At 69.3% G+C, this 16,868-nt stretch carries 17 protein-coding genes; 8 read left to right on the top strand and 9 right to left on the bottom strand.

Features of this window, described 5'->3' with window-relative positions; translation table 11 throughout:
* Positions 1–57: 57 nt before the first annotated feature.
* Together J7500_RS01915 and J7500_RS01910 are read left to right on the top strand one after the other, a co-directional pair.
* Positions 58–708, top strand: a complete 651-nt coding sequence (locus J7500_RS01915) for a histidine phosphatase family protein (RefSeq protein WP_294059529.1) — start codon at positions 58–60, stop codon at positions 706–708.
* A complete protein-coding gene (locus tag J7500_RS01910; protein ID WP_294059526.1) occupies positions 705–1,160 on the top strand; it encodes an invasion associated locus B family protein in 456 nt (151 codons plus the stop codon). The genes J7500_RS01915 and J7500_RS01910 overlap by 4 nt, the downstream gene beginning before the upstream one ends.
* Here the strand turns inward: J7500_RS01910 and J7500_RS01905 are convergent.
* Positions 1,157–2,056, bottom strand: a complete 900-nt coding sequence (locus J7500_RS01905; protein WP_294059524.1) for a LysR family transcriptional regulator — start codon at positions 2,054–2,056, stop codon at positions 1,157–1,159. The genes J7500_RS01910 and J7500_RS01905 overlap by 4 nt on opposite strands.
* A 91-nt stretch (positions 2,057–2,147) precedes the next feature.
* On the opposite strand from J7500_RS01905, the gene J7500_RS01900 reads away from it, so the two are divergent.
* Positions 2,148–3,080: an NAD(P)H-binding protein gene (locus J7500_RS01900; protein ID WP_294059522.1), complete on the top strand. Its 933-nt coding sequence runs from the start codon at positions 2,148–2,150 to the stop codon at positions 3,078–3,080.
* A 48-nt stretch (positions 3,081–3,128) separates the two neighbouring features.
* Here J7500_RS01900 and J7500_RS01895 read toward each other — a convergent pair whose 3' ends face one another.
* Complete coding sequence (locus J7500_RS01895; RefSeq protein WP_294059521.1) at positions 3,129–3,509, bottom strand: DUF4168 domain-containing protein; 381 nt, start codon at positions 3,507–3,509, stop codon at positions 3,129–3,131.
* Between the two features lie 187 nt (positions 3,510–3,696).
* Between J7500_RS01895 and rlmN the strand changes: the two genes are divergently transcribed.
* Together rlmN and J7500_RS01885 are read left to right on the top strand one after the other, a co-directional pair.
* Positions 3,697–4,881 carry a 23S rRNA (adenine(2503)-C(2))-methyltransferase RlmN gene (gene rlmN, locus J7500_RS01890; RefSeq protein WP_294059519.1) on the top strand — a complete coding sequence of 395 codons (1,185 nt, stop codon included), beginning with the start codon at positions 3,697–3,699 and terminating at the stop codon, positions 4,879–4,881.
* A 55-nt stretch (positions 4,882–4,936) separates the two neighbouring features.
* Complete coding sequence (locus tag J7500_RS01885) at positions 4,937–5,776, top strand: S1/P1 nuclease (RefSeq protein ID WP_294059518.1); 840 nt, start codon at positions 4,937–4,939, stop codon at positions 5,774–5,776.
* Positions 5,777–5,962: 186 nt separating this feature from the next.
* On the opposite strand, the gene J7500_RS01880 is transcribed toward J7500_RS01885, so the two are convergent.
* The 5 genes from J7500_RS01880 to J7500_RS01860 form a co-directional block, all read right to left on the bottom strand.
* A complete protein-coding gene (locus J7500_RS01880) occupies positions 5,963–7,180 on the bottom strand; it encodes an argininosuccinate synthase (protein ID WP_294059516.1) in 1,218 nt (405 codons plus the stop codon).
* Positions 7,181–7,410: 230 nt separating this feature from the next.
* Positions 7,411–8,664, bottom strand: a complete 1,254-nt coding sequence (locus tag J7500_RS01875) for a cyclopropane-fatty-acyl-phospholipid synthase family protein (protein ID WP_294059513.1) — start codon at positions 8,662–8,664, stop codon at positions 7,411–7,413.
* Positions 8,665–8,767: 103 nt separating this feature from the next.
* A complete protein-coding gene (locus J7500_RS01870; protein WP_294059511.1) occupies positions 8,768–9,496 on the bottom strand; it encodes a molybdopterin-binding protein in 729 nt (242 codons plus the stop codon).
* The gene (locus tag J7500_RS01865; RefSeq protein ID WP_294059510.1) at positions 9,493–10,182 is read right to left on the bottom strand and encodes a cytochrome b/b6 domain-containing protein; all 690 of its coding nucleotides are present in this window, start codon (positions 10,180–10,182) and stop codon (positions 9,493–9,495) included. The genes J7500_RS01870 and J7500_RS01865 overlap by 4 nt, the downstream gene beginning before the upstream one ends.
* 18 nt (positions 10,183–10,200) lie before the next feature.
* Entirely contained in the window at positions 10,201–10,959 is a 759-nt protein-coding gene (locus J7500_RS01860) for a sulfite exporter TauE/SafE family protein (protein WP_294059507.1), read from the bottom strand.
* 130 nt (positions 10,960–11,089) lie between these two features.
* Between J7500_RS01860 and J7500_RS01855 the strand changes: the two genes are divergently transcribed.
* A complete protein-coding gene (locus J7500_RS01855) occupies positions 11,090–12,544 on the top strand; it encodes a GH1 family beta-glucosidase (protein WP_294059505.1) in 1,455 nt (484 codons plus the stop codon).
* Positions 12,545–12,572: 28 nt separating this feature from the next.
* On the opposite strand, the gene J7500_RS01850 is transcribed toward J7500_RS01855, so the two are convergent.
* Together J7500_RS01850 and J7500_RS01845 are read right to left on the bottom strand one after the other, a co-directional pair.
* Complete coding sequence (locus J7500_RS01850; protein ID WP_294060656.1) at positions 12,573–13,538, bottom strand: isoaspartyl peptidase/L-asparaginase family protein; 966 nt, start codon at positions 13,536–13,538, stop codon at positions 12,573–12,575.
* Positions 13,539–13,573: 35 nt separating this feature from the next.
* A complete protein-coding gene (locus tag J7500_RS01845) occupies positions 13,574–14,740 on the bottom strand; it encodes an acyltransferase family protein (protein WP_294059502.1) in 1,167 nt (388 codons plus the stop codon).
* An 87-nt stretch (positions 14,741–14,827) separates the two neighbouring features.
* Between J7500_RS01845 and J7500_RS01840 the strand changes: the two genes are divergently transcribed.
* Positions 14,828–15,664, top strand: a complete 837-nt coding sequence (locus J7500_RS01840; protein ID WP_294059500.1) for a LytTR family DNA-binding domain-containing protein — start codon at positions 14,828–14,830, stop codon at positions 15,662–15,664.
* Positions 15,665–15,706: 42 nt separating this feature from the next.
* Positions 15,707–16,831: a flavodoxin-dependent (E)-4-hydroxy-3-methylbut-2-enyl-diphosphate synthase gene (gene ispG, locus J7500_RS01835; protein ID WP_294059498.1), complete on the top strand. Its 1,125-nt coding sequence runs from the start codon at positions 15,707–15,709 to the stop codon at positions 16,829–16,831.
* Positions 16,832–16,868: the final 37 nt, after the last annotated feature.

Below are 16,868 nucleotides of genomic sequence, written 5' to 3'. Positions count from 1 at the left end.
AGCGCGCCCAAGTTCGGCCCATTTGCGTTTTGGGCGGCGAACGGCGAGGGAGTCAGCATGCCGGCCACCCAGCGCAAGGGGCGTGATTTCATCGCCCGCCACGGCGAGACCGTGTTCAACATCGCCCGGCGGATGCAGGGCGACCATCTCCACACGCCGCTGACGCGCGCGGGCTTCGCCCAGGCCGAGGCGATGGGCGAGGCGCTGCGGAAGCTGCTGGGGCCCAGGCCTGCGATCACGCTCTGGTCGTCGAGCGCGGGGCGGGCGCTGCAGACGCTGGCGGTGATCGCCGAGCATCTCGAGCTCGACTGGCACCAGGCGAGGACCGACGACCGGCTGGTCGAGATCGGCATGGGCGAATGGAGCGGGCGCTATTACGCCGACCTGCAGCGCGAGGTGGGGACGGTCCTGGACCCCGAGCACGGCCTCTATGCGAAGCCGCCGCCGGGGGGCGAATGGTATGACGCGATCGCCGTGCGCGTCTCCGGCTGGCTCGCCGATACCGACGACGATCCGGGCGACCGGCTGGTGATCATGCACGGCATGTCGAGCCGGATCCTGCGCGGGGTGATGACGGGGCGCGACGTGCTGCCGCAGTTCGCGGCGCCCGTGGCGCCGGACCTGCCGCAGGGATCGGTGGTGCTGATCGAGAAGGGGGTCGAGACCGTGGTGCACCTGGGCACCGGGCGCGGGGCGGCGCCGGCATGATGCTGCTGGCGATATTGGCGCTGCTGGCGGTGCCGCGCGACACGCTGGGAATCTACGAGGGCTGGGGGGCGTTCCGCGATCCCTCTCCGCTGCGCTGCTTCGCGATCGCGCGGCCGGTGGGCGGGCGGGGCGAGGGCTTCGCCTCGGTCGCGACCTGGCCGCGCGAGGGCGCGCGCAGCCAGATCCATATCCGGCTGAGCCGCGCGCGCGCCGCCAACGCGCGGGTGACGCTCTCGGTCGGCGAGCGGCGCTTCGAGCTGAGCGGGGGCGCGGCCGACGCCTGGGCGCCCGACGCGCGCACCGACCGCGCGATCGTGACAGCGATGCGCGACGGGCGGAGCATGAGCGTCGAGTCGGTGGGCGCGAACGGGGCGCCCTTCGCCGATACTTATGCGCTCAAGGGCGCCGCGACGGCGATCGATGCGGCGGCCGTGGGGTGTGCGGGGCGCTAGCCCGTCGCGACATAGTCCCTCAGTCCCGCCACCAGCGCGTCGAACACCGCACGCACCCGGGCGACGCTGCGGAGGTCCTCGTGGCAGACGACCCAGGTTTCGAGGTCGAAGCGCAGCCCGTCGGGGAGGATGCGCACCAGGCCGTCGCGGGCGGCGAGGCCGGTCTGGCAGACGCCGATGCCGAGGCCGGCGCGGATCGCGGCGAGCTGGGCGAGGTCGCTGTCGCTGCGGAAGGCGAAGTCGTCGCGGCGGACCGGGAGGCCCCGCGCCTGGAGAGCGCGCAGCACGGGCGAATCCTGCTCGACGCCGATCAGCACATGGCCGTGCATGGCGTCGAGCGTGGCGGGCGTGCCGTGCGCGGCGAGATAGTCGGGGTGGGCGTGGAGGCCGAGCGGCACCATTCCGATGCGCTGCGCGACCAGCGCCTCCTGCTGCGGGCGGACCATGCGGACGGCGACGTCGGCCTCGCGGCGGAGCACGTCCTCGGTGCGGTTGCTGGGGCTGAGCTCGATCACCAGGCGCGGGTGGCGGCGCATGAGCGCGGCGAGGATCGGCGGGAGGATCTCGACCGCGATCACATCGCTCGCCGAGACGCGGACACGGCCGGCGACTTCGGACGCCTCGGCCGAAGCGGTGCGCGCGAAGGCGTCGGCGGCGAGCGCCATCGCGCGGGCGTGCTCGGCAAGCGCGCGGGCGCGCTCGGTGGGAAGCAGCCCGCTGGGGGTGCGCGTGAAAAGCGGGGTGCCGGTCTCGGCCTCCAGCTCCTCGATGCGTCGGCGGACGGTGGGCTGGGCCACGCCGATCCGCCGCGCGGCGGCCGACAGGCTGCCCTCGGTCATCACTGCGAGAAAGGCGCGCTGGCGCTCCCAGTCGGTGCCTGAATCGAGCGAGCTCATCAAATTTGTATAGGTGAGCTGCAAAGGTCGGACAATTTTATTCCAACCGTCGCGGGCGCATCTCCGGCTCCGGATCAATCAGGAGGCAGTGATGGACAGGACGGTGCTGGTGCTCGGGGCGAGCGGGGGCGTGGGCGGCGAGACGGCGCGGGCGCTGCTGCGACACGGCTGGCGGGTGCGCGGGCTGGTGCGCGACGTGCGGCCGGGGCTCGACCAGGGCGTGGAATGGGTCTCGGGGGATGCGACCGACCGGGCGGCGGTGCTGCGCGCGGCGGAGGGCGTGGCGGCGATCGTCCACGCAGTGAACCCGCCGGGCTATCGCGATTGGGACCGGCTGGTGGTGCCGATGCTTGACAACAGCATCGCCGCGGCGCTGGCGAACGACGCGCGGATCGCGCTGCCGGGGACGATCTACAATTACGATCCCGCCGAGACGCCGGTGGCGCTTCCCGATTCGATGCAGCGTCCGCGGACGCGCAAGGGCGGGCTGCGCGCCGAGATGGAGGCGCGGCTCGAGACCTCGGGGGCGCGGGCGCTGATCCTGCGCGCCGGCGACTATTTCGGGCCGCGGCCGGGGAACAGCTGGCTGTCGCAGGGGATGGTCAAGCCCGGCGCGCGCGTGGCGGCGGTGACCTGCCCGGGAGCGCCCGGCGTGGGGCACGCCTGGGCCTATCTGCCCGACGTCGGCGAGAGCTTCGCGCGGCTGCTGGACCGCGAGGCCGAACTGCCCCGCTTCGCGCGCTATCATTTCGAGGGGCTGTGGGACGCCGATGGCGCAGGGTTCGCCAAGCTGATCGGCGTGGCGCTGGGGCGGAGCGTGAAGACGAAGGCGATGCCGTGGTGGGCGCTGCCGCTCGCCGCGCCGTTCAACCCCACGTTGCGCGAGCTGATCGAGATGCGCCCCTTCTGGCAGCATCCCGTGCGGCTCGACAATCATGCGCTGGTGGCGGTGCTGGGCGAGGAGCCGCGCACCGATCCGCTGGAAGCGATGGGCACGACGCTGGCAGCGCTCGCCTGCCGATAAGGAAAGGGGAGAGGGGCGGCGGGGAGGGTCCGCCGCCCCTCGATGCACTTACTTGGCGGACGCGGCGGCTTCCTGGATGCGCTTGTTGAGCGCGGGATCCGCCTGCATCGCCTGGGCGATCTCGTTGAAGCGAGCCGGCTGGAGCCCGCTCGCGCTGATCGCCTCGACCATCTTGGTGTTCTTGTCCGCCTCGGGCACCGCGGCATCCTTGCGGACCTTGTCGACCGCGAGGGCGGCCGTGGCGAACTGCTTGATCTCGGCGTCGCTCACCGTCGCCGCGGCACCGGCCGAGGCCCCCGTCGCGGCCTGCTCGGCCGGCGCCGCCGGAGCGGCGGGCTGGGCAGTTTGCGAAGCGTCCTGGGCGAATGCTGCCGGTGCAGCCAGCAGCAGGGCAGCGCCGGTCAAGATACGCGAAGTACGAAAAACCATGTCAAAACTCCGATTCCGCGCCCCCGGAGCTTCAAACTGGCTGCGGCCGCCGCATCTGCAAAGGTTTCAGCGATGCGGCGTGCGATATGTGGGACAGACCCTGCTGCGCTGCCGCATTTCCACGGGTGTGGAAAAGCGAGGCGAAATCGCCTACATGGGCGCGATGCAGACAGTGTCGGCCGCTCCCATGCCCATTCCGGGGCACATCGATCCCGTGCCCGTTCCCCGGGCGACGACTCCGCGCGCCGACGGCCGCGTCGATCTGGTCGGGCTTTCCAAGCCCGCGATCCGCGAGGCGCTGGAAGCCGCGGGCATGGAGCCCAAGCAGGCCAAGCTGCGCGCCAAGCAGCTGTGGCACTGGATCTACAACCGCGGCGCGACCGACTTCGCGGTGATGACCGACATCGCCAAGGCGCAGCACCCGTGGCTCGCCGAGCGCTTCGTGATCTCGCGCCCCGAGGTGGTGGAGGCGCAGGTCTCGACCGACGGGACGCGCAAATGGCTGCTCCGCTCGCACGACGGGCAGGATTATGAGATGGTCTTCATCCCCGATGCGGACCGCGGGACTTTGTGCGTGTCGAGCCAAGTCGGCTGCACACTCAACTGCCGCTTCTGCCACACGGGCACGATGCGGCTGGTGCGCAACCTGACCGCGGGCGAGATCGTCGGCCAGGTGATGCTCGCGCGCGATTCGCTGGGCGAATGGCCGAGCCAGCCCGAGGGGCGGATGCTCACCAACATCGTGATGATGGGGATGGGCGAGCCGCTGTACAATTTCGAGCAGGTCCGCGACGGGCTGGCGATCGTGATGGACGGCGACGGGCTGGCGCTCTCGAAGCGCCGGATCACGCTTTCGACGTCGGGCGTGGTGCCGATGATGGCGCGCGCCGGCGCGGAGATCGGCGTGAACCTGGCGGTCTCGCTCCACGCGGTGACCAAGGAGATCCGCGACGAGATCGTGCCCTTGAACCGCAAGTACGGGATCGAAGAGCTGCTCCAGGCCTGCGCCGATTATCCGGGCGCGAACAATGCGCGGCGGATCACCTTCGAGTACGTCATGCTCAAGGACAAGAACGACAGCGACGAGGACGCGCACGAGCTGGTGCGGCTGATCCGCAAGTATCGGCTGCCGGCGAAGGTGAATTTGATCCCGTTCAACCCCTGGCCGGGCGCGCCCTACGAATGCTCGACGCCGGAGCGCGTCCGCGCGTTCAGCAACATCGTCTTCGAGGCGGGAATCTCGGCGCCGGTGCGCACTCCGCGCGGGCGCGACATCGACGCGGCATGCGGCCAGCTCAAGACCGCGGCGGAGAAGAAGTCGCGCGCCGAGCTCGACCGGCTGGCGGAAGAGAAGCTGGCAGCGCTGGGCTGAGGCACCGGGCGCCGGTCCCTTTCCCCTCAGGCGCACTATTGGCTAAGGGCGGGCGATGATTCGCAAATTGCTCCTGCTCGTCGCGGCCTTGATCGGCTTCAGCTCGCCCGCCCATGCCTGGTGGGAACTGGGCCATGAGACCGTCGCCGCGATCGCCTACAAGAACGTCAGCCCTGCCGTGCAGCGCGAGATCCGCCAGCTGCTGTCGCACCAGGCGCTGCTCGAGACGCCGACTTGCCCGGCGCGCACGATCGAGGAAGCGAGCGTCTGGGCCGACTGCATCAAGACGCTCGGTCCGCGCTTCAGCTATGCCTATAACTGGCACTATCAGAACGTGAACATCTGCAAGCCGTTCGACATCAAGTCGAACTGCCCCGACGGCAATTGCGTGTCGGCGCAGGTCGAGCGCAACCTCAAGCTGCTCAAGGACAAGAAGGTGCCGGTGCGCGAGCGCGTGATGGCGCTGGCCTTCCTCGTCCATTTCGTCGGCGACCTGCACCAGCCGCTCCACGCGGGCGACCGCGGCGACCTGGGCGGCAACCGCGCGCGCGCCGCCTATGGCGACTATGTCACCGAGAAGCTCAACCTCCACACCATCTGGGACGGGCTGATCGCCGAGCGCGCGATCACCACGCCGCCTTCGCTGATCCGCGTCTATTCGTCCGAGGAGCGCGGCCGCCTCGGCGCCGGCACCGTCGAGGACTGGAGCCGCGAGAGCTGGCAGGTCGCGCGCGACGTGGTCTATGGCTCGGCCTACAAGGACCCCTGCGCGGACAATCCCGAGCGCGCGAAGCTCGACCAGGCGACGATCGAGAAGCTGATCGAGCCGGCGCGCGACCAAGTCACCAAGGGCGGGCTGCGGCTGGCGCGGCTGCTGGAAGAAGCGCTGGCGTAGTTCGCCCTACCGCCGCCAGCTCCCCTCCCGGAAAAGGGAGGAGTTGAGGGCGGATGCGCGTCTGCGCGTCTCAAAGACTCGATCGAATCAAAGCGGGGGGCGAGGCATCGAGCCTCGCCCCCCGCTAAAACCCACCCCTTGCCCCTCCCTTTCAGGGAGGGGAGGCATCAGGGGGATCGTGTTACCTCAACCGTCGCGGCGGCCGAGGAGGCGCAGGCGCAAGGCGTTGAGCTTGATGAAGCCGGCGGCGTCGCGCTGGTCATATGCGCCCTGGTCGTCCTCGAAAGTCACGACCTTCTCGCTGTAGAGCGTGTTGGGCGACTTGCGGCCGACGACATAGACGCCGCCCTTGTAGAGCTTGAGCCGGACGGTGCCCGACACCTTTTCCTGGCTGTAGTCGATCGCGGCCTGGAGCATCTCGCGCTCGGGCGCGAACCAGAAGCCGTTGTAGATCAGCTCGGCATAGCGCGGCGCGAGCTCGTCCTTGAGGTGCGCGGCGCCGCGATCGAGCGTGATCTGCTCGATGCCGCGGTGCGCGAGGTGATAGATGGTGCCGCCCGGCGTCTCGTACATGCCGCGCGACTTCATGCCCACGAAGCGGTTCTCGACGAGGTCGAGCCGGCCGATGCCGTGCTTGCGGCCGAGCTCGTTGAGCGCCGTCAGCAGCGTCGCGGGGCTCATCGCCTGGCCGTTGAGCGCCACGCCGTCGCCGCGCTCGAAGTCGATCGTGATATACTCGGGCGCGTCGGGCGCATCCTCGGGGTTCACGGTGCGCGAGAAGACGTAGTCGGGCACTTCCTCCCACGGATCCTCGAGCACCTTGCCCTCGGACGAGGTGTGGAGGAGGTTGGCGTCGGTCGAGAAGGGCGCTTCGCCGCGCTTGTCCTTGCTCACCTGGATCTGATGCTGCTCGGCGAACTCGATCAGCCTGGTGCGGCTGGTGAGGTCCCATTCGCGCCAGGGGGCGATCACCTTGATGTCGGGGTTCAGCGCATAGGCCGAGAGCTCGAAGCGGACCTGGTCATTGCCCTTGCCGGTCGCGCCGTGGCTGACAGCATCGGCGTTCACTTCCTTGGCGATCTCGATCAGCCGCTTCGAGATGAGCGGGCGCGCGATCGAGGTGCCGAGCAGGTACAGCCCCTCGTAGAGCGCATTGGCGCGCATCATCGGGAAGACGAAATCCTTGACGAACTCCTCGCGCAGGTCGTCGATGTAGATGTGCTCGGGCTTCACGCCGGCGTTGAGCGCCTTCTGCCGCGCGGGCTCGAGCTCCTCGCCCTGGCCGAGATCCGCGGTGAAGGTCACCACTTCGCACTGATAGGTCTGCTGGAGCCATTTCAGGATCACGCTCGTGTCCAGCCCGCCCGAATAGGCGAGGACGACTCGGTTGATCTTGTCTGACATGGGGCAACTCCAGAGGGTGGGGAACGGTGCGCGCTCTAGGGGCCGCGTGCGGTACGCGCAACCTTTGCGGCGAACGGGCTCTCCCTCAACTCCCTCGTCACCCCGGCCTTGTGCCGGGGTCCACCGGGAAACGAGTCATGGACAAGAAGCGAGAGGGCATCCGGTGACGATACGTGGCCCCCGGCACAAGGCCGGGGTGACGATCGGGAATAGGCCAGTGCCGGACCGCTTCACGCCCAGAGCAGCGCCGGTGCCTCCGCCTCACCCCGCAGCGCGCGCTCGCCTTCCAGCATATAGTCGCGCGTGATCGGCAGCTTGTCGCGCGAGCGCGAGAGCTGGAGCTGGTAGTTGACCAGCCCGCCGTTCAGGAAGCTCACGCACGATCCCGCCAGATAATAGGTCCACATGCGGAAGAAGCGCTCGTCGTAGAGCTTCACGATCTCGTCGTGCGCGGCGACGGTGCGGTCGTACCAGGCCTTGAGCGTATAGCCGTAATGCAGCCGCAGCACCTCCACGTCGGTGGGGAACATGCGCAGCCCCTCGTACCCGCGGACGATCTCCGACAGCGCCGGGATATAGCCGCCGGGGAAGATGTACTTCATCGTGAACTTGTCGGTGACGCCCGGCCCGCCCGCGCGGCCGATCGTGTGGAGCAGCATCACGCCGTCCTCGGTCAGCAGCTCGCGGCATTTGCGGAAGAAGGTCGGGTAGAAGGCGGGCCCGACATGCTCGAACATGCCGACTGAGACGATCCGGTCGAACTGCCCGGTCATCGCGCGATAGTCGATCAGCTCGAAGCGCACCTTGTCTGCCACGCCCGCCTCGTCGGCACGCCGCCGCGCGACCTTGAGCTGCTCCTCGGACAAGGTGATGCCCAGCACTTCGGCACCGGTCTTGGCATGGAGATAGAGCGCCATGCCGCCCCAGCCGCAGCCGATGTCGAGCACGCGCATCCCCGGCTCGAGCGCCAGCTTGGCGGCGATGTGTGCCTTCTTGTCGGCCTGCGCCTGCTCGAGGCTGTTCGCCGGATCGGTGTAATAGGCGCAGCTGTACTGCCGGTCGGCATCGAGGAAGAGGTCGTAGAGCCGGTCGGAGAGATCATAGTGGTGCGCGACGTTGCGCTTCGATCGCCGCGCCATGTTGTAGCGGCCGATCCGGTGCGTGACCGCTTCGATCGCGCGGCGCAGCGGCGTGGGGTTGAGCGCGCTGTCGCTCTCTTCCCAGCGATTGTTGGCGGTCACCAGGTTGAGCAGGTCGAAGATGTCGCCCTGTTCGATCTCGAGCTTGCCGTCCATGTAGCTCTCGGCCGCGCCGAGGCTGGGATCGCGCACGATGGCAGCGCCCGCGCCCGGCTTGAGACGGATCGTCACGGGCTTGAGCGCAGGATCGGGCGCGCCGAAGCTGCGGCTGCGGCCGTCCTTGTCGATAACGGTCAGCGGGCCGCGCTTCACGGCCCGGTCGAGAAAACGGTCGATCAATGCCATTAGGCCGCCTCTCCCAGAACACCCCCCGGAGCCCCGTGCCAATTTAGGCCCGTAACGATCTACCGCAATGCGGAAAAATGCATCTGGCTTGTGTCAGCGCGCCCTAGATCCCCGCGTACCATTCGTAGCCGTTCGAATCCTCCCAATAGCCGCCGCGCCCGCCGCCGACGCTCGCGAGCGAGGCGACGGCCTCCACCCGCATCACATATTTGGCGTGCTTGTAGCCGAGCTGCCGCTCGACCCTGAGGCGCACCGGTGCGCCGTGGCCGACCGAAAGCGGCGCGTCGTTCATCGCCCAGGCGAGGATGGTCTGGGGGTGGAAGGCGTCGATCAGGTCGATCGACTCATAATAGGGCGTGGTGCCGAACCGGTCGGCGCAGTGGAAGACGATGTAGCGCGCGTCGTCCCGGATGCCGGCGAGGTCGAGCAGCGTCTCGAGCCGCGGGCCCTGCCATTTGCCGATCGCGCTCCACCCCTCGACGCAGTCGTGGCGCGTGACCTGTGCGCGCTGGGGCATCGAGCGGAGCTGCGCCAGGCTGAGGCGGAGCGGGCGCGCGACGAGTCCGTCGACCACCAGCCGCCAGTCGGCGAAGCGATTGGCGGCGAGCGCGTTGTATTCGGGCGTGTCGGGGTTGCCGGTGCCGTTGACGCGGAACAAGGGGCTGCGCTGGTCGGTGCGGAACTCGCGTGCCAGCGCCGCGCGGCCGGTGACCGAACGCTGGAGGAAGCGGTGCGCATCCTCGGCGCGCATCAGCCCCGGGCTGTCGGTGAGCGAATCGCACCCCGCGAGCAGGCTCGCGCCGCCGAGGATCAGGCCGCGCCGGGTGATCACGAACGGTCCTCGGGCGCGCGCCAGCGGCCGGTGACCATCGACCGCAGCTCGTTGGCCGGGCCGGCCAGGATCACCAGCGTCAGGTGCGCCACGACGAACACAGTCAGCAGCGCCATCGCGATGAAATGGACCGAGCGGGCCGACTGGCGCCCGCCGAACAGGTCCGCCAGCCAGGGCCACATGCCGGGCGCCAGCGCGAGCCCGCTCAGCACGAGCAGCGGCAGCAGCACGAACACCACGCCTGCATAGCTCGCCTTCTGGAAGCTGTTGTAGGCGCGCGGGTCCTCGGGATCGTGGAAGCGCAGCGCGAGATGCGCGCGGAAGTCGGTCCAGAGCGCGGCGGGCCGCAGCTCGGCGCGGCGGACGCGCAGGTCGCGCCAATGCCCGCCGACCAGCGTCCACAGCAGATAGAACGGCACGCCCAGGATCAGCACCAGCGCGAAGGCCAGGTGCCAGTGCCGCGCGCCCGACAGGCTGTAGTAGCTCGGCAGCGTCGCCCAGCCCGGGAAGCGCGGCAGCTCGAGCCAGGCGGGATCGAAGTTCGCGCCAAAATGCCCCCAATAGAGCCGCGGGTGCGCGTTGAAGATCATCAGCCCGCTCGGGATCAGCACCAGCACCGCGAGCGCAGTCGCCCAGTGCCAGATGCGAGTGATCAGCCGGTGGCGGTAGACCGTCGGGCGCTCCATGCCGCCCCATCTAGCAAATCAATGATAGGCGCGCACGAAGAAGACGATCGTCGTCGTCGCCGTGACGAGCAGCGTCCAGCCGCGCACCAGGCCGGGGGAGAGGCGCTTGCCCAGCTTGGCGCCCAGCCAGCCGCCGAGCAGCGCGCCGACCAGCATCGGCAGGCACGCCGACCACTCGACCAGCCCGGTGGTGATGAAGACGAAGGCGGCGGCGAAATTGGCAGTCGCCAGCATCAGCGTGCGGATCGAGAAGAGCGAGCGCGGGCTCGCGCCGGCGAGCAGCCCATAGACGGCGGTGGTGATCAGTCCGACGCCGCCGCCGAAATAGCCGCCATAGACGCCCAGCAGCGTCTGCGCCGCGAACAAGGTCCGCCGGCCGATCGTCACCCGCGCATGGAGCCAGTCCGACGCGGTCTTGCCGAACAGCATCACCACCAGCGCGAACAGCAGCAGCCAGGGGATGATCAGGTCGAACGCCTTGGTCGGCGTCATCACCAGCAGCGTGCTGCCCACCAGCCCGCCGGCAAAGGTGATCGCCGCGAGCAGCCGCACGTCGACGCCGCCGATCGGCGCCAGCTCGTCGCGGAATTCCCAGGCGCTCGCGCCCGCGCCGGGGAGCAGCGCGACGTTGGAGGTCGCATTGGCGGCGTTGGCGGGGAGCCCGAGCCCGATCAGCGCGGGCAGCGTCGCGAAAGTGCCGCCGCCGGCGAGCGCATTCATCGCGCCGCCGATCGTGCCCGCGGCCGCGGCGAGAAGGATTTGGGTCAAGTCGGCCAAGCAGCGCATCCGCGGGATCGAGGGGTGTGCTCCGCTAGGCGATTATCGCGCGGCGCGCCACCCGCGCTTTGGGGACTCGATCGGCGCGGCGAAGCTGCTAACGTTGTCACAAACATAAGGGGAGAGACTGATGCCCGATTTCTCGCGTCGTGACCTTGGCAAGGCGTTCGGCGCCGCCGCGCTGCTGACCGGCTTCGAAGCGCCGCGCGCCGCGGTGGCGGCCACCGCCCAGGGAGCAGCCGGCACGCCCGCCGCGCGCGCCTTCCCCAGGGACTTCAAATGGGGCTGCGCCACTGCCTCCTACCAGATCGAGGGATCGGTCGACGTCGACGGGCGCGGCAAGACCAATTGGGACGTCTTCTCGCACACGCCGGGCAAGGTCGCGAACGGCGACACCGGCGACGTCGCGACCGACAGCTATCGCCGCTATGCCGAGGACACGCGGCTGCTCAAGGACATGGGCGTCGGCACCTATCGCATGTCGCTCGCCTGGTCGCGCATCTTTCCCGAAGGGCGCGGCAAGCCCAACCAGAAGGGCGTCGACCACTACAAGCGCGTGGTCGACAATCTGCTCGAGAACGGGATCGAGCCCTATATCACTATGTTCCACTGGGACCTGCCGAGCGCGCTGCCCGGCGGCTGGGAGAACCGCGACACCGCCTATGCCTTCGCCGACTATGCCGGCTATATGGCCGCGCAGCTGGGCGACCGCGTCCACCAGTTCATGACCACCAACGAGATCCGCTGCTTCACCGACCTCGGCCACCAGGTCGGCGTCCACGCGCCGGGCCTCAAGCTGCCGCCCGATCGAGTCAACCAGGTCCGCCACCACGGCGTGCTCGCGCACGGGCTCGGCGTCCAGGCGATCCGCGCCAAGGCGGGCCGTGGCGCCCAGGTCGGGCTCGCCGAGAACCCGACCTTCTTCGTTCCCGTGGTCGAGACCCCCGAGCATATCGCAGCCGCCGCCAAGGCGACGCGCGAGGCCAATGCCATGTTCCTGGGCGCGGCGATGGAGGGCAAGTACATCGACGCCTATCTGCAGGCCGAGGGCGCCAATGCGCCCAAGGTGCAGCCGGGCGACATGGCGATCATCGGCAGCCCGGTCGATTTCGTCGCGCTCAACGTCTACGCCCCCGCCTATGCCGCCGCCGACGGCTCGGCCAAGGGGTACAAGGTGCTGCCGCACCCGACCTCGGCGCCGCGCATGGCCTCGCCCTGGCTCTATGTCGGTCCCGAAGTGATGTACTGGGCGATCCGCCACACCAGCGACCTGTGGAAGCCCAAGGCGATCTACATCTCGGAGAATGGCTGCTCGGCGGACGACACGCTTGTCGACGGCGAAGTGTGGGACACCGATCGCACCATGTACCTGCGCAACTACATCGCCAACCTCCACCGCGCCGTGGCCGAGGGCTATCCGGCCAAGGGATATTTCCTGTGGAGCCTGCTCGACAATTTCGAATGGGCCGACGGCTACGGCAAGCGCTTCGGCGTCCATTATGTCGACTTCGCCACCCAGAAGCGCACGCCCAAGCTCAGCGCCAAGTGGTACAAGTCGCTGATCGCGGCGAACGCGCTGGTGTGACGCCTCCCCCGGCGGGGGAGCGGCGGGTCTAGGGGTGGTCTTCGCCGTAGAAGGCCACCAGCCGCTCGCCCGACGAGGAGGCGCGGGCGCGATACATGCCGGGGGTGTTGAAGCTCCACGCCATCTCGCCGGTGGGGCCGGTGACGATCACCCCGCCGGTGCCGCCAAGCGCTTGGGTCTCGGCCATCACCGTGTCGGCGGCGGCCTTGAGGGTCTCCCCCTTGAAGCGGACGCGGGCGCAGATCTCGTGCGCGACGCCCTCGCGGATGAAATATTCGCCCGAGCCAGTGGCGGAGACGGCGCAGGCGCGGTCGTCGGCATAGGTGCCCGCGCCGATGATCGGCGAATCGCCGATCCGGCCCCAGCGCTTGCCGGTGAGCCCGCCAGTGGAGGTGGCGGCGGCGACATGGCCCTTCTCGTCGAGCGCGACTGCGCCGACGGTGCCGTATTTCAAGTCGACGTCGAACCAGCCGAGCTTGGAATTGGCCTTCATCTTGTCGAGCTGGCGGCGGCGCTCGGGCGTGCCGAACCAGCTGTTGTCGACTTGCTCGAGACCCTGCTCGCGCGCGAACTGATCGGCGCCCGCGCCGGCGAGCATGACGTGCGGGCTCTTCTCCATCACCGCGCGCGCGGCTGCGACGGGGTGGCGCGTAGTGGTGATGCCGGCGACGGCGCCGGCGGCGCGTGTGCGGCCGTCCATGATCGCCGAATCGAGCTCGTTCTTCCCCTCCCAGGTGAAGACCGCGCCGCGGCCGGCATTGAAGTGGGGATCGTCCTCGAGCACCTGGATCGCGGCCTGGACGGCGTCGAGCGAATCGCCCCCGGCGGCCAGCACCTTGGAGCCCGCCTCGAGCGCGGCCTCCAGCCCTGCGCGCACCCCCGCCTCCTGCTCGGGGGTGACGCGGCTCTTCTCGATGATGCCGGCGCCGCCGTGGATCACGAGGGTCCATTTGGGGCGCTGCGCCGCTTCCTGGGCATGGGCGGAAAGCGGCATCAGCAATACTCCGAACAACAGGGGCAAGAGGCGCATCAAGGCACTCCGGGGACTGGTGTGCCCTTGGTAGCAGATGCCGGGCGGTTCGCCAGCGGCCGCAGCCCGATCAGCGGGCGGAGCCAGGGAATGGCGCGGCCTCCGAAGTAGAAGGCCCAGCAGCCCGCGACGGTCGCGACGAGCAGGATCGCGAACTCGGCTGAGGGGTGGAGGTGGAGCGGAAGCAATGCGCCGCCGACCACGACGATGATCGTTTGGTGGGCGATGTAGAAGGGGAAGATCGCCTCGGTGAGCATAGCGCGCAGCGGATGGTCGCGGTTCCACCAGCGCTCGGCGATGCCGAGCAGCGCGGCGATGCTGGTCCAGGTCTGCACTTCGCGCGCCACGGCAAAGGCCGTGCGCACGGTGGGCGGGGGCACGGCATTGCCCGGCCAGCGCGCCTCGACCGCGGCGACCACGGCATAGCCGGCGACTGCGAGCAACGCGGCGGGCTTCCACAGCCGGGCGAAGGCCGCCATCGTCACACGCGATCCAGCCAGCGCGAAGCCGAACAGGAAGGCGGGGAAATAGGCAAGATGCGCGACGCCGTCGCCGACCAGGTCGTGCGTCTCCGGGCCGCGGCGGAAGAGCAGGACCTGGAAGACGAGCAGCCAGGCGAGCGGCAGCCACAGCGCGCCCGTGCCGCCGAACAGCCGGTCGAAGCCGCGCTGGAGATCGAGCCGCAGCGTCGCGAGGCTGGCCAGCGCGAGCGTGTAGACCCAGAGATAGGCGACGAACCACAGATGGTTCCAGGACGGCAGCAGGATTCCGTCGAGCGTGCCGAAGCGGAAATAGTCCTGGGTCCAGAACCATAGATAGCCCCGCGCATAGCCGTGCTGGCCGACGAGCTCGACCCAGGCCTGGGGCGGGACGATCACTGCCATGCCGAAGAGCAGCGGCACGAGCAGCCGGGTGCTGCGATTGGCGAGGAAGCGCCGCACGCCAGCCGAGCGGGCGAGCAGCATCCGACTCGCGAAGCCCGAGACGAGGAACAGCAGCATCAGCCGCCAGGCATTGGGGAGCAGCATCGGGATCGCCACCCAGTCGGCGGGGTGGGCGGTCTTCACATGATAGCCCCAGGGCACGAAGACCATGCCGATGTGATAGAGGATCAGCAGCGCGAAGGCGCCGATCCTGAGCCAGTCCATGCCGTAATGCCGTTCCATCGATCGAACTCCCGTGGTGACGTCGAACGGCTAGCGGGCGGGCCGATCGCCCGGTATCGACAAGGGTGGAGCGGCGGGGCGGCAGGGATGGACGAGAACGCGGCAGGGACGAGCGGCGGGCGAGGCGGGACGAGCGGCGAGCGCCGCCGCAAGCTGGCGCTGCTCGCGCTGGTGTTCGTCGGATTCGTCGCGATCCAGTCCTTCGCCAATGTCGAAAGCTCGCGCGCCGACCTGGCGCGCAGCGGGGTGACCGAGAGCCTGGCGCATGTCTGGCTGTGGGAGCTGAGCAGCGTCGCCATGTGGGTGCTGCTGCTCCCGGCGATCGGCTGGATGGTGGCGCGGGTGCGTCCTCCGCGGCTCGACTGGCGCTGGGCGCTGCTCGCGCATGCCGCGGCGACGGTGCCGCTCTCGGCGATCCACGTCTCGGGCATGATCGCGATCCGCATCGCCGTCTATGCGCTATGGGGCCAGCGCTACGATTATGGCGGGGTGCTCGATCGCTTCGTCTACGAATATCGCAAGGACGTCACCGCCTATCTGATGCTCGCCGCCTTCATGGGCTTTGCGCAATGGTGGCTCGCGCGGCGCGAGGCGGTGCCGGCCGCAGCCGCGGAGAGCGACGTGCTGCTGGTCGCCGACGGCAGCGTCACCCACCATGTTCCCGCCGATCGGATCGAATCGGCGTCGGCGGCGGGCAATTATGTCGAGATCGTGTGGAGCGGGCGGACGCTGCTCCACCGCACGACGCTCGCGGCGCTGGCGGAGCGGCTGGGACCGGGCTTCGTGCGCATCCATCGCGGGCGGATCGTCCGCCGCGCCGCGGTGCGCAGCATCGAGACCGACAAGAGCGGCGACTTCACCGTCACGCTCGAAAGCGGCGCGACGCTGCGCGGCAGCCGACGCTATCGCGGGCGGCTGGGATAGCGTGCCTTGGCGCGCGGGGCCGAAATCCCTATAAAGCGGGGCATGTCCGTACGTCCGTGGCGCGATATCGCGCGTCGTCCGAGCCGCCAGATCATGGTGGGCAATGTCCCCGTTGGCGGCGATGCGCCCGTCACCGTTCAGACGATGACCAACACCGCGACTTCCGACGTCGCGGCGACGATCGACCAGATCCGCCGCTGCGAGGACGCCGGCGCCGACATCATCCGCGTCTCCTGCCCCGATGTGGAGAGCACGGCGGCGCTCCGCCAGATCGTGCGCGCGGCGCGGGTGCCGATCGTCGCCGACATCCATTTCCACTACAAGCGCGCGCTTGAGGCGGCGGATGCGGGCGCGGCGTGCCTGCGGATCAATCCGGGCAACATCGGCTCGGCCGAGCGCGTCAACGAAGTGGTCAACGCCGCCAAGGCGAACGGCTGCGCGATCCGCATCGGCGTGAATGCCGGCAGCCTCGAGAAGGACCTGCTCGAGAAGTACGGCGAACCCTGCCCCGAGGCGTTGGTCGAGAGCGCGCTCGATCACATCAAGCTGCTGCAGGACCGCGACTTCCACCAGTTCAAGGTGGCGGTGAAGGCGAGCGACGTGTTCCTCGCGGTCGCGGCGTACCAGCAGCTTGCCGACGCGGTGGACTGCCCGCTGCATCTCGGCATCACCGAGGCCGGCGGCTTCGTCGGCGGCACGGTGAAGAGCGCGATCGGCATCGGCTCGCTGCTGTGGTTCGGGATCGGCGACACGATCCGCGTCAGCCTCTCGGCCGAGCCCGAGGAGGAAGTGCGCGTCGGGTTCGAGATTCTGAAGGCGCTGGGCATCCGCAACCGCGGCGTGCGCGTCGTCTCGTGCCCGAGCTGCGCGCGGCAGGGCTTCGACGTGATCCGCACGGTGCAGGCGCTCGAGGAGCGGCTCCAGCACATCCGCACGCCGATGAGCCTCTCGGTGCTCGGCTGCGTGGTCAATGGCCCGGGCGAGGCGCGCGAGACCGACATCGGCATCACCGGCGGCGGCAACGGCAAGCACATGGTCTATCTCTCGGGCGTCACCGACCACCATGTGCAGGACGCCGACATGATCGAGCACATCGTGCGGCTGGTCGAGGCCAAGGCGGCGGAGATCGACGCGACGGGCGCGGCGGCGGCAGTGGCGGCCGAATAGCCCCTCTCGTCTTTCCGCCATCGTCGCGCTACCGGGG

It is taken from the genome of Sphingomonas sp. (assembly GCF_017744835.1).
Taxonomy (GTDB): domain Bacteria; phylum Pseudomonadota; class Alphaproteobacteria; order Sphingomonadales; family Sphingomonadaceae; genus Sphingomonas.
This window is presented reverse-complemented; position numbering and strand designations above follow the sequence as displayed.

Excerpts from the sequence above, each read along its gene's own strand:
- J7500_RS01915 (WP_294059529.1), top strand. The coding sequence starts at position 58 with ATGCCGGCCACCCAGCGCAAGGGGCGTGATTTCATCGCCCGCCACGGC.
- J7500_RS01910 (WP_294059526.1), top strand. The coding sequence starts at position 705 with ATGATGCTGCTGGCGATATTGGCGCTGCTGGCGGTGCCGCGCGACACG.
- J7500_RS01905 (WP_294059524.1), bottom strand. The coding sequence starts at position 2,056 with ATGAGCTCGCTCGATTCAGGCACCGACTGGGAGCGCCAGCGCGCCTTT.
- J7500_RS01900 (WP_294059522.1), top strand. The coding sequence starts at position 2,148 with ATGGACAGGACGGTGCTGGTGCTCGGGGCGAGCGGGGGCGTGGGCGGC.
- J7500_RS01895 (WP_294059521.1), bottom strand. The coding sequence starts at position 3,509 with ATGGTTTTTCGTACTTCGCGTATCTTGACCGGCGCTGCCCTGCTGCTG.
- rlmN (WP_294059519.1), top strand. The coding sequence starts at position 3,697 with ATGCCCATTCCGGGGCACATCGATCCCGTGCCCGTTCCCCGGGCGACG.
- J7500_RS01885 (WP_294059518.1), top strand. The coding sequence starts at position 4,937 with ATGATTCGCAAATTGCTCCTGCTCGTCGCGGCCTTGATCGGCTTCAGC.
- J7500_RS01880 (WP_294059516.1), bottom strand. The coding sequence starts at position 7,180 with ATGTCAGACAAGATCAACCGAGTCGTCCTCGCCTATTCGGGCGGGCTG.
- J7500_RS01875 (WP_294059513.1), bottom strand. The coding sequence starts at position 8,664 with ATGGCATTGATCGACCGTTTTCTCGACCGGGCCGTGAAGCGCGGCCCG.
- J7500_RS01865 (WP_294059510.1), bottom strand. The coding sequence starts at position 10,182 with ATGGAGCGCCCGACGGTCTACCGCCACCGGCTGATCACTCGCATCTGG.
- J7500_RS01855 (WP_294059505.1), top strand. The coding sequence starts at position 11,090 with ATGCCCGATTTCTCGCGTCGTGACCTTGGCAAGGCGTTCGGCGCCGCC.
- J7500_RS01850 (WP_294060656.1), bottom strand. The coding sequence starts at position 13,538 with ATGCCGCTTTCCGCCCATGCCCAGGAAGCGGCGCAGCGCCCCAAATGG.
- J7500_RS01845 (WP_294059502.1), bottom strand. The coding sequence starts at position 14,740 with ATGGAACGGCATTACGGCATGGACTGGCTCAGGATCGGCGCCTTCGCG.
- J7500_RS01840 (WP_294059500.1), top strand. The coding sequence starts at position 14,828 with ATGGACGAGAACGCGGCAGGGACGAGCGGCGGGCGAGGCGGGACGAGC.
- ispG (WP_294059498.1), top strand. The coding sequence starts at position 15,707 with ATGTCCGTACGTCCGTGGCGCGATATCGCGCGTCGTCCGAGCCGCCAG.